This is a genomic window from Caballeronia sp. SEWSISQ10-4 2 (assembly GCF_030464885.1).
Lineage (GTDB): Bacteria > Pseudomonadota > Gammaproteobacteria > Burkholderiales > Burkholderiaceae > Caballeronia.
Map to the genome: position 1 here is coordinate 114384 of NZ_JALPRJ010000007.1, position 17493 is coordinate 131876.

Below are 17493 nucleotides of genomic sequence, written 5' to 3' on the forward strand. Positions count from 1 at the left end.
GTGCTCAGGTCGAGCAAGTGTTGCAACGTTTCGATACACCGACCATACCGGTGATCTTTCTCGGCGACCTTAACGAGTGGCTTATCGATGGACGTGCGTTACGCCGACCGGTCTCGCATTTTTATCGCGCATGCTCCGCGGACCTTCCCCATACGCTATCTGTTGTTCGCTTTGGACTGCATCCGGGCGAGCGTCTTGTGTGCGTCGACGTGCATCGAAGTCCGTTTGCATGGGCGGCGTCTGATCACGATCCGTTGATCGCGGCGCAATCCATGTCGCTATAAAAATGACGCTTGTAACGAAACCCCCTTAAAAGACAGGTTAAAAACACAAAAAGACTCGCACGAAGCTCAACGGCGCTTGTAGAATCCCGCGTTGATACGGATGCACCCACGCAGCCGTATTCTAAAAACACTGACCTCAACAGGTAGGAGAAACATGCCGACTTCCGCAAAAACCGCCGCCAAGAAAGTTGCGACCAAAGCTGCAACGAAGACTGCAGCAGCACCCGTCAAGAAAGTCGCTGCCAAGAAGGCTGCATCGACACCGGCTACTGTGGCGAAGAAAGCAGCGGTGAAGACGACGGCAACGCTGTCGCCGATCAAGGACACGTTCACGAAGGCATCGCTCGCCGCGCATCTGGCGGACCGTGCGACTGTCGACGTGAAAGCGGTGAAGGCTGTTCTGTCGGCACTCGAGGACACCATCCTCGGCGCCGTGCATAAGAAGGGCGCGGGCGAGTTCACGCTGTCGGGCCTCTTGAAGATTTCGGCGCAAGTGGTTCCGGCCAAGAAGAAGCGCTTCGGCAAGGATCCGTTCTCGGGTGAAGACCGTTGGTTCGCAGCGAAGCCGGCGAGCGTGCGCATCAAGGCACGTGCGTTGAAGAAGTTGAAGGATGCCGCAGCCTAAGCTGACGGAAAAGCATCGCAGGACTATGGCAGCGCAGGTGTGTGGGTGAACCGTAGTCGAAAAAAATGGCCGGTTTCCGCGAGGAAACCGGCCATTTTTTTGTGTGCGCGGGACTGGATATCAACGGCGTTCAAGCGTGTTGGATGACGTGTACATAGAGGTTCGGATCGTGCGCGCAGCTAAATGCAAAGCGTATCGCGCGGTCCTGGTCAGGCCTAACCTTTGAGGATAATCGTCGATGGCCCCGGTTTGCTTTGGCAGCTCGCTTCATAGTCGACGATGCGTGAATCGAAGTGCTGGATTGCGCAAAGGAGGCGAGGGGAGAACGTGGTGCCGAAGCGCGCGATGAGCTGATCGCGTTGTGCGGGATTCGCGTGAGCGGCCTCGCAGTTCGTCGATTGGGACGCCGACGAAAAGATTGAGCGGAAAGTTGTTTTATACACATCACCGGGTGCCGAACATCGGCGTCAAGACGCTGGCGATCATGCGAAGTTCGCAAGCAATCGCCATCGCGTTCCTGTTCGGGCCGATCACCACGCTGGCTTACTTGACGCTGAAAGCATCGGAGAATGCGGCCGCTTCGGCGCTCTTCACCATGTTCCGCAAGGTCGCGGGATCGATTGAAATCTCGCTGGCCACGGCGTCCATTGTCGAGCTCACGCGGGCGAACATGACGCACAATTCCGAGCACGTGACGCCGTTGAACCCGAACTACAACGCCGCACGCACAATAGGCCAGACCATGCAGCAGGCCGTGCCGGCCTGAGGCAGCCACGCACAGCGGCTAGTAGTGTCTAAGAGAACAGCCAACTCACGCAGACCGCGAAGGCCGAAAGCAACCCGGCACCGCCCCAAACCACCGAACCGGAAAGGCTCGTCCCGAACACGGACCAATGAAAACTAAAAATCGGATTTGAACCTGAGTGGCCCGCTGCAGCAAGCAGCAGCAAAACCGCGACTAGAAGCCCCCACTCGCTGCCAAGCCCAAACCACAACCCTGTCCACCGGCGCGAACGCCCCCACTGCACCAAAAACGAGCGTCCCCCAAGCCCTATCAGCCACACCGCTCCCCACCCCGCACTCATTTGAAGCAAAATGCCATCAAGCCCGCCAAAACAATGAGGAAAAACAAGTAGTAAAAAAATGGCACGTCTGTTGCTTAATTGTAGATACTGAAACTACCTAAGCGTCGGACAAGGCGTGGCCCGGCTTGATGAGCGGTATCGAGTCAGCACTTCCACGCAAAGGCGGCCTCAGGCCGCGATTAAAAAGGACGCACAGATGCAGATCTACGACGAAATGCGTCACGAGGAAACCGTGCGGGCGCACTACGCACGCTTCTCCCGGTGGCTTTCTACTCAAAGCCCCGAAACCATCGAGCGCAAGCGCGCGGAAGCCGATCTGCTGTTCAGGCGTGTCGGCATCACGTTTGCCGTGAACGGCGATCTGTCAGGCACCGAACGTCTGATTCCGTTCGACATGATTCCGCGCATCATCCCTGGCGACGAATGGCGCAAGCTCGAAGCCGGCCTCCGGCAGAGGGTGCGTGCGCTGAACATGTTCATCCGCGACGTCTACCACGATCACGACATCGTCCGGGCAGGCAAGATTCCCGCCGAACAGGTGTACACGAACGCGCAATACCGTCCCGAGATGCAAGGCGTGGATGTGCCGCTCGATGTGTACGCGCACGTTGCCGGCGTGGACGTGGTGCGCGCGGGCGACGCTGGCGAGTTCTACGTGCTGGAGGACAACCTCCGCGTGCCGTCGGGCGTGTCGTACATGCTCGAAAACCGCAAGATGATGATGCGGCTCTTCCCCGAGTTGTTCGTGCAGAACCGCATCGCGCCGGTCGCGCATTATCCCGACCTGCTGCTCGAAACGCTGCGCTCGATCGCCCCGGCCGGCGTAGATGACCCCAACGTGGTTGTGCTCACGCCCGGCATGTACAACTCGGCGTACTTCGAGCACTCCTTCCTCGCGCAGCAAATGGGCGTGGAACTGGTCGAGGGCAAGGATCTTTTCGTCGATGAAAACTACGTGTTCATGCGCACGACGCAAGGGCCGAAGCGCGTCGATGTGATCTATCGAAGGCTGGACGACGACTTCATGGACCCGCTCGCATTCCGCGCGGATTCGGCTCTCGGCGTGCCGGGGCTGCTGACGTCGTATCGCGCCGGCCGTGTGGCATTGGCCAACGCGATGGGTACGGGTATCGCCGACGACAAATCCATCTATCCGTTCGTCCCGGACATGATCGAGTTCTATCTCGGCGAAACGCCGATCCTGAACAACGTGCCTACATTCCAGTGCCGCAAGCCCGACGATCTCGCCTACACGCTCGCGCATCTTCCCGAGCTGGTCGTGAAGGAGGTTCACGGTGCGGGCGGTTACGGCATGCTGGTCGGGCCGGCATCGACGAAAGCGGAAATCGAGGCGTTTCGCGAACGCCTGATCGCGCGGCCGGATGGTTATATCGCCCAGCCAACGCTGGCGCTCTCCGCGTGCCCGACCTTCGTGGAATCGGGTATTGCGCCGCGCCATATCGACTTGCGGCCGTTCGTGTTGTCGGGCAAGGAAGTGACGATGGCCGCAGGCGGCCTGACTCGCGTGGCGTTGAAGGAGGGTTCGCTGGTCGTGAATTCGTCGCAGGGCGGCGGCACGAAAGACACCTGGATGGTGGACTAAGCGCCCACCGGGACACCATCGGGACAGTATGCACGGGCGCGGTTTCAAGCGCAGCGCCCGCGCGCGCCACACTACAACGGAACGCCATCATGATGCTAAGCCGCACAGCCGATCACCTTTTCTGGATGGCTCGCTACATGGAGCGTGCGGAAAATACTGCACGCATGCTCGATATCAACCTGAAGGGCATGCTACTGCCGCAGACGCCCGAGCACGCCGCGCGCGCACAACGCTCGGTACTCCGTATTTCGGAACTCGAATCGAAGTTTGAGGAGCGCTTCCCGGGCTCGGATTCGCGCGACGACATGCTGCACTTCATGGTCGCCGACACCGGCAATCCGTCGAGCATTAATTCCTGCCTGCATGCGGCCCGCGAAAACGCGCGCGCCGTGCGCGGCACCCTGACCACGGAGGCGTGGGAGACCATCAATTTCACGTGGCTCGAATTCGGCGAAAAACTCGCCGCGGGAGAGCTCGAAAAGAGCCCGGACATGCTGTTCGAATGGGTCAAGTACCGCTCGAATCTGTGTCGCGGCGTGATGGTCGGCACGGCGCTTCAGGATGACGCCTTCTGGTTCATCCAGCTCGGCATGTACCTGGAGCGGGCGGACAACACGGCGCGCATTCTCGACGTGCGTTTCGCCGATGCCGAACCGAACTCGCGTGAAGCCGCGCGTCAACTGGAAGACTTCTACTACTGGACCTCGATCCTGAGTTCGGTGTCGGCGCTTGAAATCTACCGGAAGGTTTATCGCGATGTCGTGACGCCGTCGCGGGTAGTGGAGCTGCTGATCCTCAATTCACAGATGCCGCGCTCGCTGCTGGCGTCGCTGGATGGCGTCTGCGCGACGCTCGACAAGCTGCGAACCAGCGGCTCGAACGAGTGTGAGCGGTTCGCCGGCAAGTTGCGTGCGGACGTGCTGTACATGGATATCCGCCAGATCCTTGAAACCGGCGTGCACGCCTATCTGACGCAATTCCTGAAACGGGTCGACGAGCTCGGTGTTCGCGTGATGCGCACCTTCCTCATGTTGCCTCTTGCCTGAACGCATCCGTCCTGGGAAAACATCATGCTTCTGACCATTCGTCATCACACGAGCTACCGCTACGCCGTGCCCGTGCAGTACTCCATCCAGCAACTGCGCTTGACCCCCGCCAACGGGTCGGCGCAGATGGTGCGGCGCTGGAATATCGATACCGTGGGCAAGCTCGACGTCACGCGCGACGCCTACGCCAATACGCTGCATACGCTGGTGCTGACGAAACCCCACATGGAGATTCACCTTTCCGTCACTGGCCAGGTGGAAACCACGTTGCTCGACGACGGCCGCCTGAACGACGGTCCCGGCCGGATTCCGCTCCAGCATTACACCTGTGCGACCGCTCTGACCGAACCGGACGCCGCGATCCGCGAACTGGCGAACTCGGTGCCCAAGCTCGATTCACCGTCGGCGCTGATTGCGCTGGCGGAGAATATCGAAGCCAGGGTGCAATTCAAAACGGGCGTAACCGAAGTCAAGAGCACCGCTGCGCAGGCGCTGGAGCTCGGCAACGGCGTGTGCCAGGACCACGCGCATATCATGCTGGCGTGCTGCCGCGCGCGGGGGCTGCCGGCACGTTACGTGAGCGGATATATCGATCCGGGTGATGTTCCGCATGCCGCGAGCCACGCGTGGGTGGATGTGTGGATCGACGACGGATGGGTGTCGGTGGACGTCACGCACGCGGCGTTCGCCAGCGGCCGGTATTGCCGGCTCGCGGTTGCGCGCGACTACGAAGCGGCCGCGCCCGTGCGCGGTTCGCGCGTGGGCGGCAAGGAAGAGCGCATGAGCGTGGATGTTTCGGTGCAGGCAGCGGCCGACCAGTAACAGTTCGCTGCGCCCGTGCTCGTCCGTGCATCGTCCGATACTGTGACATTCAAGCCCCACGCCCCATCCGCCGATATATATTGGAGCTGAGCTGGGGCGGCCGTGTTTGGAGCGCCTGAGACCAAACGGCGGGCAGAACGGCGAGCGGAATGCGGCGCGGTTATGGCGCCTCGCCGAGATCATGACGATCAAGGCGATTACAGCGATTACAGCGATTACAATACGAATTTGCTTCTTTCAGGAATTGGACGCATGACTTATTGCGTGGCAATGCGCGTTGACGAGGGACTGGTGTTCCTGTCCGATACACGCACGAATGCCGGGGTCGACCATGTGAGCGCAGCCCGCAAGATGGCGGTCTTCGAACAGCCGGGCGACCGCGTCCTCGTGCTGCTCGCAGCGGGCAATCTCGCCCTGACGCAGGCAGTCATGCAACTGCTGTCGGAACCGGCGCCCGAAGACAAAACCACGCTGTACAACGCGCCCACCATGGCGGAAGCGGCGCGGCTGGTGGGCGACGCGGTGCGGGAAGTACATCGGCGAGATGCGGCTACGCTCGCGGAATTCAGCGTCGACTTCAATTGCAGCTTTATCCTCGGCGGCCAGATCCGCGGAGCGAATACGCGCTTGTTCATGATTTACTCCGCGGGCAACTTCGTGGAGTCGTCGCTGGTGAGCCCGTATTTCCAGATCGGCGAATCGAAATATGGCAAACCGATCATCGATCGTGTCGTCACGCCCGCCACGCCGCTGGACGAAGTCGCGAAATGCGCGCTGGTGTCCATGGACTCCACGCTGCGTTCGAATTTGTCAGTCGGATTGCCACTCGATCTGCTCGTATATGAAAAGGACTCGCTGCGGGTCACGCGCTTCTCCACAATCGACAACGACAACCAGTATTTCCAGATGATTCATCGCACCTGGGGTGAAAGGCTGCGGCAGATTTTCGGCGAGATTCCGAATCCGACCTGGGCCGATCCCGCCAACGTGCCGCTGCGGGAGCGCGAAACGGTGTCGAACGTGCCGCGCTTGACCAACAATGATCTGCGCGCCGAACCCGATACGTCAGCGCCGCCGTTTCAGACGCTGATGCAGCCGACGGAAAGCGGGCGAGGGCAGCATTGATCGGGTTCCGATGTCGTGGACGTTTAAAAGCCCGCTGTCGGATGCCGTGGGCTCGATGAGATAGGTGGCCTGAATAAAACAGAAACGGCCCAATCGGCTTACGCCGATTGGGCCGTTTCTGTTTTTGCTTTTCAAAATGTCATCGCAGCAACCCGGTGACCGTTTTCCGGCGCGCATAAAAAAACAGCCATCGATGAAGCCGACGGCTGTTTTTGAACCGAAGTCGAAATCGGCGCGCTGAGCGGTGAAATGCCGCGCGCCGGATTCAGCTTTAGAACTTGTGACGGATACCGACGATCACCATTTCTTGCGTGCTCGTACCAGCGAAGCCGAACGAACCGATCGATGCTTGCGCGTCTTGCGTTACGCGAGTTGTTACGCCGCCATTCGTGACGTACGTAGCTTGCGTGCCGCTTGCGTGCTGGTAAGCACCAAGTGCGTAGAAATCCGTACGCTTGGACAGCGTGTAGTCCGCACCGATACCGACTTGATGGTACTTGGCAGCCGTGTCGCCACTAGCTTTCTCGTACGTGTAGCCTGTACCGATCAGGAGCGCCGGCGTAAGCTGGTAGTTCGCGAACACGCTGCCGACGTTGTACGTCTCTGTCGACGTGTATGCCGAGAAGCCGTCCGGACGGTACTTCGCATTGCTGTACGAACCGCCGAACGTTACCGGGCCGATAGCGTACTGAGCTGCTGCACGAGCGATGCCGATCGAGTGAGCCGACGAGTAGCCATTGTTGATCGGGCTGTCGAAGATCGAATCTGACGACGGGCTATTCCAGTTCGATCCAGCTGCAGCCGTACGGCCTGCGCTCGGGTTGCTTGTGTAGTAGTAACCGGCAGCCAAGCCCAACGGGCCGTTGTTATACGCAACTGCACCGCTCCACGTCTGGCCTTGACCCGTCGTGCCAGCGCCGTTGCTGAAACCATACATGCCTTCGAATTGCAGGCCGGCATAGTTCGGCGAAACGTACTTCACAGCGTTGTTTACACGCGAGCTGTTGTCGTAGTTGTCGACGTCACCCGGCGTACCGACGATCGACGCCCAGTAGTTGTCACCCGTGATGCCTTGCACCATGTCGACGAGCGGATCGTATTGACGACCGAGCGTGACCGTACCGAGCTTGTCAGACGTCAAGCCGACGAATGCCTGGCGACCAAATTCGCGACCACCTTGGTTCAACTTGCCTGTGTTGACGTCAAAGCCGTTTTCCAATTGGAAAATTGCCTTCAAACCGCCGCCCAGATCTTCCTGGCCTTTCAGGCCCCAGCGATCGCCGGACAGGGTGCCGCTATTCGTGCCGATCTGCTTCTGGTTGCCGTTCGCGTTGTGAACATAAATGAGACCGGTATCGATCACGCCATACAGGGTCACGCTGTTTTGCGCGTGAGCCGCGCCAGCTGTGCCGAGCAGTGCCAGCGAAAGGGAAGTCAGTGCGAAACGTTTCATCAGGTTCTCCACGCTAGGATTAAATTCGTTGTTGCCGGCGCAGAGAATAACGCAGCGTTACAAAACTTAAGAACTGAAAAATTAAAACCTGTCTCAAAAATAAGACACTTTTTGCAACGCGGCGGGTTGTCTTGTAAGGCAAGCCTGTCAAGGCTTTGGCCCTTGATTCATCTAGTGAAAGTGCCACGACAAAGGCGATCGATAAAAGTTCCTTTTAATGCTTTTGGTTTTGCTGGAACGGGTGATTTTTATTAGTTTTTTACTAATTCGGCGCTATAACGCCGGGTACACTGCGGGCGTCCATGAGGAAGGCCTTTTGCCGCCTGAGAGAAGCGCTGCGCGCGGCGCGGCAAGGGTTTGCGCGTACGAGCGGATTAGCGGATCCGACGAGCGATGGCTGTCGTGAACTGCATGGATTGCGTTGTACTTAAGCGACACGATTGCTCGGGAATAGACCTGATTTGTGCAGCCAGCGCAACAAACCTGCACCGCGCTTGCGCCGTGACCGGCTAAATGAGGTTTTCAAAAAGTCAAGTTTTTGACATGAAAAGCGGCCATGTTTTGCACCGCACCAGCGCCGTAAAACACGGCCGGATCCTGCCTTACTCGTCGTTTGGTGGCGGCTGGTCGCGTCCCGACAACAGCGCGAGCGCCAAACCCGCGCCTCCGGCCAGCAATACCGCGCGCCACGGATGCCTTTTCACCAGATCATTTGCCCGTACCGCCTTGCGCCCGCAATCGAGCATGGCCAGCGCGGTCACCCGCGTCGCGGCCGTCTCCGCGCGGGCCAGCTTGCGGCTCAGATTCAATGCGGTGCTCAACGCCGACACCCTTTTGCGTGCTTGCGCCGTCAGGTGCTGAGAGTGCTCAGCGCGTCGTTCAATCGACGCCCGCGCACGTCCAGGCACCACGGTGAAGGCCTTCACCGCCCCTCCGCTGGCTGCATCGGCTGCGGCTGAGGCGATCGTCGAGCCTGCCAGCATCGATCCAATCTTGGCGCGGCTGCCTGGAGGAACCCTGCCACGCTGCTGGCCCCACGCCCCGCGTGGATCGTGCAAGCGCGCTCGCGCCGCTGAAAACTCCGCGCCAAGCAGCAGCACCGCCGCGGAGAAGAATAACCACATCAGCAACACCGCGAGTGAACCTGCGGCGCCGAACGAATTCGCCGTACCGGCGTGCGTCAGGTAGAACGCAAACAGCTTTTTGCCGACGGAAAACAAGATCGCAGCGACAACCCCGCCCACCAGCGCGTCGCGCCATTGCACCCGGGCGTCGGGGAGGAACTTCAGGAGTGCGCCGAACGCGAGCGAGAGAACCACCAGTCCCACCACCAGTTGCACGACGTCGCCGATGATCACGAGCGACGAATCGCCCCAAAGCCATTTGCCAACGGCCTGGATAGCGGTGTCGAGGACTAGCGAGACGATCAGCAGGAACGCCACGCCCAGCACCAGGCCGAACGAGATCAGCCGCACCCGCACCAATGCGAAAACGCTCGATTTCTGCTCGCCGCCAAGTGGCCACACGAGGTTCAGCGCGGTGTTGAGCGATGAAAATGTCGCCGATGCACCCACGGCCAGCAACACGAACGAGATCACGGCGGCCACCCCGGTGCCGCCGCTGCGGTGTGCATTCTCGACAATGCTCTGCACGCTCGCCGCGGCCTGATCGCCGAGGAGGCCGTTGACGTGGTGGAACAGCTGGCCGCGCGCCGCGTCGGCCCCGAACACCCAGCCGGCCACCGCGATCACCATGACCAGCGTTGGCGCGAGCGAAAACGCCGAGTAGAACGCAATGCTCGCGGCCATTGCCGCACAGCGGTCCTCGCCGAATTTCCTGAGTGCGCCCATCGCCCAGGACGCGTCCTTTTTCACAGCGGCCTGAATTTTCTCGCTGGACAACGTGCTCATGGCAACCTCAACTTCGATGGTGGTAATGATCCTGACGGTTTGAAATCCGTCCGAGCACGATGCGTTCCACGGCCGGCAAGCCTTCGATGAAACCATCGCGTATCAAGACCATGAAGCATCCGTCATCCCATCGCATCTTGGCAATGAAAAGCGGGCTCATAGGCCGTTTGGATGCCTGTGGAGCGCACTTTCCGCACTTTCGTCACCAATCGTCGAGTTTGATCTACACCTCGTTTTCAATCGGCGCGCGGAAGCCGGCGCGCCAAGCAGCAGGCAGAGCGAACGTGGCCGTGGCGTAGTCAGGCGCGTACAGCGAACCCGTCGAGATAGGCGGCCGAATCTCGTCCGTCCCAGATTCGTCCATCGATCAGCACGTCGGCGCGAATCTCGTCCGGCACGCGAACGTCCGCTAACGCGGCAGCCTCGCGATACAGCGCCGTCTGGCTGATTGCCGATGCAATCGCGGCGTCGTCGTGATCGCCGCTCAGCAAACCCCATCGGCGATATTGCGTGAGGAACCACAGGCCATCGGACGGGCGTGGATAGTTGACTGCGCCTTCATCGAAGAAGCTGACGGGTAATGGCCGTTTGGGGAATTGCGCAACGTCATAGTCGCCGAGCAGTCGCGGCGCGATCAGCTCCTGCGGCACGCCGATCAACTCGGGCGCCGCGAGCCACGTGGAGATGTCGGCACGATGCGCGGGGCTGTCGAGCCAACGGCACGCTTCGAGCATGGTCTGGACCAGCGCGCGTGCCGTGTTGGGATAAAGCTCCACGAAATCGCGCCGGCTGGCAAGGACTTTTTCCGGATGGTTCGGCCAGATCTCGCTCGTGACCGCTACGGTCCGTCCCGCCTGACGCGCCTCGGCAACCGCGTTCCACGGCTCGCCGACACACAGGCCGTCGAGCTGGCCCTCGGCGAGCGCATCGACCATTTGCGGCGGCGGAATCACGATGCTGCGAATGTCGCGCAACGGATGCACGCCAAGAGCTGCGAGCCAGTAATACAACCACATCGCGTGCGTGCCGGTCGGAAAGGTCTGCGCGAAGACAGGAGGGCGGCCGAGCGAGGCAAGCGCCTCCTTCAAATTTCCGCTTTCGTTAAACGCCTCGGCAAGCGGATTCGACAGCGTGATTGCCTGGCCATTGCGGTTCAGCACCATCAGCACGGCCATGTCACCCTGCGGTCCGCCGATGCCCAGTTGCACGCCATACACGAGGCCATAAAGCGCGTGCGCCGCGTCGATCTCGCCGGACAAAAGCTTGTCGCGCACGGCTGCCCAGGACGGTTGCCGGCACAGTTCCAACGTCAGCCCGTGGCTATGCCCGAACTCGAGGATCTTGGCAGCGGCCAGCGGGGCGGCATCGCTCAGCGCCACGAAACCAAGACGGACGTGGGTTTTCTCGGGCTTGTCGGCGAGGCTGCGTGAAGCAGCTTTGGGCGTATTCATGTTATGCGGGCTACCCTAATAAATCGGTCATCGATACCAACTGGCGCGCGACCTCGGCAAGCTTCACTCCCTGATCCATTGCACGCTTGCGCAGGGTGGCGTACGCCTCGGGTTCGGACATCTTGCGCCGGTCCATCAGCAGGCGTTTGGCCCGGTCGATAAGCTTGCGGTCCGCCAGTTCGTTCTCGGCTTCGGCGAGGCGCTTGCGCAGTTGCACATCGCGTGCGAAACGCGCGAGAGCGACTTCGAGGATCGGTGCAAGCCGCTCCGCCTCCAGGCCTTCGACAAGATAAGCGCTCACGCCCGCACTGACCGCCGCGTGAATCAGTTGCTGGTCGCCGTCGTTGCTGAACATCAGGACCGGGCGCGGCGCGGTTTCGTTCATCACGGCGAGTTGTTCGAGCGTATCGCGTGAAGGCGATTCAGTGTCGATGATGACTACATCCGGGCGCTGCTCTTCCACTACCTTCGGCAATGCCGCGGGCGTTGCCACCTCGGCCAGCATGTCGTAGCCGAGACGTGCGAGTGCCTGGCGAAGATCGCCAATCGGTTTGTCGGTATCGGTGACGAGGAGCACGCGAAGCATGGGTTAAGCGCCGGGAGATTTCATGTGTGTTCGGCAGGCCGCAAGGATGACCGGCGGGTTCTTCGGGCGCTCGTCGACGTCTTCTTGCGCACGGCACGATGCGGGTCGCAGCAGTCAGGCTGCATGCGCTACCGCTTCCGCATTGTCTTGCCACGCGTTGAAGGAGGTTTGCTCAGCCACGGCAAAAGCGCTGCTCTCCTTGTGAGTCACCCAATTTACCGCTTCGCCGACCGCATTGCCAACGAGGATCACAGCGGGGCTTCCCAAGCCTTCCTTCACCGCGTCCATAGCCAGATGATCCAGCCGCCCGAGCCAGCATCGCTCGGCTGCAGTGCCTGCCCATTGAACGACCGCTGCGGGAGTCGAAGCAGGCAGCGCCGACAATAGTGCATTGCACAGGCTTTCGATGCGCGTCATGCCCATATAGATCGCGAGCGTTGTACCGGTTGCCGCGAGCGCAGCCCAGTTGGGTTCGCCGTGATCCTGCTTGTGCGCTGTAACGAAGGTGACGCCCTGGCAATGCTCGCGATGCGTAAGCGACATCCCCAGACTTGCGGCCGCAGCGAAGCCCGACGAAATGCCGTTGATGATCTCGACTGGAATCTGCGCCTGCCGCAGTGCCGTAAGTTCTTCTCCCGCGCGTCCGAACAGCAGGGCATCGCCGCCCTTTACGCGGACTACATGCAGGCCCTTGAGCGCATAGCGTTGCATCAGCCGCTGAATGAACGCTTGCGGTGTCGACTTGCAGCCGCCGCGCTTGCCGACGCGAATCACGCGTGCTTGCGGCGCAAGCGACACGATCTCGGGATTGGCGAGATCGTCCAGCAACACGATATCCGCCGCCGCCAATGCTTTGGTGGCCTTGATGGTGAGCAGGTCCAGATCGCCGGGACCGGCGCTAAGCAAGGTGACCTTGCCAGTTGTCATCATGATGTCCTTTGGCGGTCTGATAAAAACGCGACGGCCGCCATGTCGCTTATAAGGCGCGGGTTGCACGGGTTGCGTATTGCCCGGGACGATGCCAACGCAAAAACGGCGTCCGCCCGTGCTCTTGCACGAGGGGACGCCGTTGTCCTGGGTTGCCGGTGTCTACCAGCAATCAGTCGATAAGACTGTGGTTCATATGCCCGGCATCGTTGCCACGCACAACCAGACATAGGCAATATCCAGGCCAGACGAGTGTCGCCATAACGCACTCGCTGGTGAACGTTGCGGATGAAGAGCTGCTAGCCGCGCCCCTTATACAGGGTGGTTTCAGCACAGCCACTTCCATCACTCTCCGTGAGTCCGTTTAAGCAAGCACGGCGCCGATCCTCTCGCACGCCGACAGTGCTGCACCGCACCGTGAACGTGCTTCGCTGCATCAAAATGCATCGCCGCGAGCCGGCTGAAAATGCGCCGTGAAGGTGCTTGTCGGCGCAAAGCCCCGCCGGATATAGACCTGCCGTGCATGGCATGGCACTTGCCTTTAAAGCATCCATTGGATCAACGACGGTCCGGTTTCATAGCAAGATTTCAGCAACAGCCCTTGACGGGCTTTTTGGACAACGGCGTCCCCTGAACTCAGTCATTGGCTGGGTTCACGGGACGCCTTTTTGTTTTCTGGAAAGACAATGGCAGACAAAGCAACCAGGATCGATCTATTCAGCCTGCGCACGGCGCCGATGCGTGCTTTCCACCTCACGTGGATGGCGTTCTTCGTCTGCTTCTTCGCGTGGTTCGCATGCGCCCCATTGATGCCGTTGATCAAGCGCGAGTTCGGACTCTCCATCGATCAGGTCGCCAATATCAACATCGCCGCAGTCGCCGCGACCATCCTGGTGCGTCTCATCATCGGCCCGATGTGCGACCGCTACGGTCCGCGCAAGGTCTATACGGGACTGCTGCTCCTGGGCGCGTTTCCCGTGCTCGGCGCGGCGCTCTCCGGCGGTTACACGAGCTTCCTGCTGTGCCGCCTGGGTATCGGCGCGGTGGGTGCGAGCTTCGTTATTACGCAGTACCACACGTCGGTGATGTTCGCGCCAAACGTGGTCGGCACCGCTAACGCGACCAGCGCCGGCTGGGGGAATGCCGGGGCAGGCGCCGCACAAGTGTTCGTGCCGCTGCTGCTCGCGGGCATGCTTGCGCTCGGTGCAGGCGAGTCGTCCGGATGGCGTCTTGCGCTCGTGGTTCCGGCGCTCGCCATGCCGGTCATGGCCTTGTTCTACTGGCGCTTTACGCAGGATTGCCCGCAAGGAAACGTCACGGAACTGCGCGCGCAAGGCATCGCAATCGATGGCGGCAAGAAGGGCGGCTGGGCGAGCTTTCGCGCGGCCTGCGCGAACTATCGCGTGTGGATGCTCTTCGTCACCTATGCGGCTTGTTTTGGCGTCGAAGTGTTTATTCATAACATCGCCGCGGTCTATTACGTCGATCACTTTCAACTGTCGCTGAAAGCCGCTGGCCTCGCCGCGGGCAGCTTTGGATTGCTCGCGTTGCTTGCACGTGCACTCGGCGGCTGGGTATCGGACAAAGCCGCTGCACGTCGCGGCCTTGAGATTCGTTCGACTCTGTTGTTCGTGCTCATCGCAGGGGAAGGCCTCGGCTTGATATGGTTTTCGCACGCTGACAGTGTCGCGCTCGCCGTGGTCGCCATGCTGAGCTTCGGCCTGTTCACGCACATGGCGTGTGGCGCGACCTACGCGCTGGTGCCGTTCATCGACCGCAAGGCGCTTGGCGGCGTGGCGGGGATCATCGGCGCCGGCGGCAATGTGGGTGCGGTGGCCGCGGGTTTCCTGATGAAGGGTTTCGGCAACGTTCAACAGACGCTGGCCATGCTCGGCGTGCTGGTCACGGTGTCCGCGCTGTGCGCGCTGGCGGTGCGCTTTAGTTCCGAGCACAAGGCACGCGAAGCCGCGCTGCGTGCAGATGCATTGGGTGTCAACAACAGCATTGCAAATTGAGAGTGTCCTGATCATGAAAATCGTCGTTATCGGCCATGGCATGGTCGGCCACAAACTTCTCGAATGCCTCGCTGAAAATGCATCGCACGGGCTCGATATCACCGTGTTGTGCGAAGAGCCGCGGCCGGCTTACGACCGCGTGCATCTGTCCGAATTCTTCTCCGGAAAATCGGCGCAGGACCTGTCGCTCGTCGAACCGGGATTCTTCGAACGCGAGAACGTGCGGCTCGAACTTAACGCGAAGGCGGTATCGATCGATTGTGCGGCGCATACCGTGACGGTGTCGACCGGCGAGGTACTGGCCTACGACAAGCTGGTGCTCGCCACCGGCTCTTATCCGTTCGTGCCGCCGGTTGCGGGCAACGAGCGTCGAGACTGCTTCGTGTACCGCACCATAGAAGACCTTGAAGCGATGAAGGAATGCGGTGCGCGCTCGAAGACGGGTACGGTCGTGGGTGGTGGATTGCTTGGGCTTGAATGTGCCAAGGCGTTGCGCGACATGGGATTGCAGACGCACGTGGTCGAGTTCGCGCCGCGCCTGATGGCCGTGCAGGTTGACGACAGCGGCGCGCGCGCGCTGCGCAGCAAGATTGAAGAGCTGGGCGTGACGGTGCATACGCAGAAGAACACCGTCGCCATAGTCGATGGCGAGGACGGCACGCACCGGATGCAGTTCGCCGACGCCACTCACCTCGACACCGACATGATCGTGTTCTCCGCCGGCATCCGTCCGCGCGACGAAATCGCGCGCATCAGTGGCCTCGAGGTCGGTGCGCGCGGCGGCATTGTGATCGACGATAGCTGCCAAACCAGCGACGCCGATATCTACGCGATCGGCGAATGCGCGCTGTGGAACGGGCAGGTCTTTGGACTGGTAGCACCGGGTTATGACATGGCGCGCGTGGTTGCGAAGCAGTTGCTGGGCGAGCAGGCCGGGTTCACCGGCGCGGACATGAGCACCAAGCTGAAGCTGATGGGCGTGGACGTGGCGAGTATCGGCGACGCACACGGCAAGACGCCGGGCAGCCGTGCGTATCAGTTCAGCGATGAACGCAAGCAGGTCTACAAGAAGCTGGTCGTGTCCGAGTGCGGCAAGTATCTGCTCGGCGGCGTGATGGTCGGCGACGCGGAAGAATACGGCACTCTGTTGCAGATGATGCTGAACCGCATCGAGCTGCCTGAAGCACCGGAATTCCTGATTCTCCCTTCCTCCGACGGCAAGCAAAAGCCCGGCCTCGGCGTCGATGCACTGCCGGACGCCGCACAGATCTGCTCGTGCAACAACGTGTCGAAAGGGCAGATTTGCGAAGCGGTCTGCGCGGGTGCGACCAGCATTGGCGCGTTGAAGTCCGCGACCAAGGCCGGCAGTTCGTGCGGCGGCTGCGTGGCCCTGGCTACGCAGGTGATGAAGGCCGAGATGAAAAAGCAGGGGCTCGCGGTCAACAACCATGTGTGCGAGCACTTCCCGTACTCGCGGCAGGAGCTTTATCACATGGTGCGTGTTGAGCGCTTCGAAACGTTTGGCGAGTTGCTCGCGAAACACGGTCGCGGTCTTGGCTGCGACATATGCAAACCAGCGGTTGCCGGGATTCTTGCATCATGCTGGAACGAGTTCGTCCTGAAGAAAGAGCATGCGGGCTTGCAGGACTCGAACGACTACTTCCTCGCGAACATCCAGCGCGACGGCACCTATTCCGTCGTCCCGCGGATGCCCGGCGGCGAGGTCACACCCGATGGCTTGATCGCGGTCGGTCAGGTCGCAAAAAAGTATGGCTTGTACACCAAGGTTACGGGCGGCGCACGCGTCGATTTGTTTGGCGCGCGGGTTGAACAGTTGCCGCTGATCTGGGAAGAGTTGATTGCGGCCGGCTTTGAATCCGGTCACGCGTACGGCAAGTCGGTGCGCACCGTGAAGTCGTGCGTCGGTTCAACCTGGTGCCGCTACGGCGTGGGCGATTCGGTCGGTCTCGCGATCGATATAGAAAACCGCTACAAAGGTTTGCGCACGCCGCACAAGATCAAGTTCGGTGTCTCCGGATGCACGCGCGAATGCGCGGAAGCGCAGGGCAAGGACATTGGCGTGATCGCAACGGAGAAGGGCTGGAACCTCTATGTATGCGGCAACGGCGGGATGAAACCGCGCCATGCCGAGCTGCTTGCGTCGGATCTTGATAGTGCGACGCTGATTCAATACATTGACCGCTTCCTGATGTTCTATATCCGTACCGCGGACCGGCTGCAGCGTACCAGCGTGTGGCGCGACAACCTCGAAGGCGGGCTCGAGTACCTGATCGATGTCGTGGTGCACGACAAGCTTCAGCTTGCCGCAGAACTCGAAACGGAGATGCAGCAGGTAGTCGACAGCTACGAATGCGAGTGGAAGAAGGCCGTGAACGATCCCGACACCCGCAAGCGCTTCCGCCATTTCGTCAACAGCGATGAAGCCGATGCCAACGTGAGTTTTGTCGAAGAGCGTGGCCAGATTCGCCCCGCGACACCGGCGGAACGGAGATTCAAGCCGATCGATATTCCCGTCGTTGTCGAGACGGTTTGAAGCGCAC

General features: G+C 60.6%; 14 protein-coding genes. 9 read left to right on the forward strand and 5 right to left on the reverse strand.

Annotation, left to right across the window (positions count from 1 at the left end; translation table 11 throughout):
* The first annotated feature begins 20 nt into the window (after positions 1–20).
* The 7 genes from M0D69_RS06890 (at position 21) to M0D69_RS06920 (ending at position 6590) form a co-directional block, all read left to right on the forward strand.
* Complete coding sequence (locus M0D69_RS06890; protein WP_301781305.1) at positions 21–284, forward strand: hypothetical protein; 264 nt, start codon at positions 21–23, stop codon at positions 282–284.
* Positions 285–438: 154 nt separating this feature from the next.
* On the forward strand, positions 439–909 hold the full coding sequence (locus tag M0D69_RS06895) for an HU family DNA-binding protein (RefSeq protein ID WP_301781306.1): 471 nt from the start codon (positions 439–441) through the stop codon (positions 907–909).
* Positions 910–1327: 418 nt separating this feature from the next.
* Entirely contained in the window at positions 1328–1675 is a 348-nt protein-coding gene (locus tag M0D69_RS06900; RefSeq protein ID WP_301781307.1) for a hypothetical protein, read from the forward strand.
* A 515-nt stretch (positions 1676–2190) separates the two neighbouring features.
* Positions 2191–3597 (forward strand): circularly permuted type 2 ATP-grasp protein, encoded by a 1407-nt coding sequence (locus tag M0D69_RS06905; RefSeq protein WP_301781308.1) that lies wholly within the window; start codon positions 2191–2193, stop codon positions 3595–3597.
* A gap of 92 nt (positions 3598–3689) precedes the next feature.
* Positions 3690–4643: an alpha-E domain-containing protein gene (locus M0D69_RS06910; protein ID WP_301781361.1), complete on the forward strand. Its 954-nt coding sequence runs from the start codon at positions 3690–3692 to the stop codon at positions 4641–4643.
* A 24-nt stretch (positions 4644–4667) separates the two neighbouring features.
* Positions 4668–5465, forward strand: coding sequence for a transglutaminase family protein (locus M0D69_RS06915; protein WP_301781309.1), 798 nt, complete (start codon positions 4668–4670; stop codon positions 5463–5465).
* Between the two features lie 252 nt (positions 5466–5717).
* A complete protein-coding gene (locus tag M0D69_RS06920; RefSeq protein WP_301781310.1) occupies positions 5718–6590 on the forward strand; it encodes a proteasome-type protease in 873 nt (290 codons plus the stop codon).
* A 271-nt stretch (positions 6591–6861) separates the two neighbouring features.
* On the opposite strand, the gene M0D69_RS06925 is transcribed toward M0D69_RS06920, so the two are convergent.
* From M0D69_RS06925 to cobA, 5 genes are all read right to left on the reverse strand, one after another.
* A complete protein-coding gene (locus tag M0D69_RS06925) occupies positions 6862–8043 on the reverse strand; it encodes a porin (protein ID WP_301781311.1) in 1182 nt (393 codons plus the stop codon).
* A gap of 602 nt (positions 8044–8645) precedes the next feature.
* Positions 8646–9953, reverse strand: a complete 1308-nt coding sequence (locus M0D69_RS06930; RefSeq protein ID WP_301781312.1) for a YihY/virulence factor BrkB family protein — start codon at positions 9951–9953, stop codon at positions 8646–8648.
* 299 nt (positions 9954–10252) lie between these two features.
* Positions 10253–11404, reverse strand: a complete 1152-nt coding sequence (locus M0D69_RS06935; RefSeq protein WP_301781313.1) for a CmpA/NrtA family ABC transporter substrate-binding protein — start codon at positions 11402–11404, stop codon at positions 10253–10255.
* Positions 11405–11414: 10 nt separating this feature from the next.
* On the reverse strand, positions 11415–11990 hold the full coding sequence (locus M0D69_RS06940; RefSeq protein ID WP_301781314.1) for an ANTAR domain-containing response regulator: 576 nt from the start codon (positions 11988–11990) through the stop codon (positions 11415–11417).
* Positions 11991–12104: 114 nt separating this feature from the next.
* Complete coding sequence (gene cobA, locus M0D69_RS06945) at positions 12105–12920, reverse strand: uroporphyrinogen-III C-methyltransferase (RefSeq protein WP_301781315.1); 816 nt, start codon at positions 12918–12920, stop codon at positions 12105–12107.
* Positions 12921–13603: 683 nt separating this feature from the next.
* On the opposite strand from cobA, the gene M0D69_RS06950 reads away from it, so the two are divergent.
* Positions 13604–14932 carry an MFS transporter gene (locus M0D69_RS06950; RefSeq protein WP_301781316.1) on the forward strand — a complete coding sequence of 443 codons (1329 nt, stop codon included), beginning with the start codon at positions 13604–13606 and terminating at the stop codon, positions 14930–14932.
* Positions 14933–14945: 13 nt separating this feature from the next.
* Entirely contained in the window at positions 14946–17486 is a 2541-nt protein-coding gene (gene nirB / locus M0D69_RS06955) for a nitrite reductase large subunit NirB (protein ID WP_301781317.1), read from the forward strand.
* Positions 17487–17493: the final 7 nt, after the last annotated feature.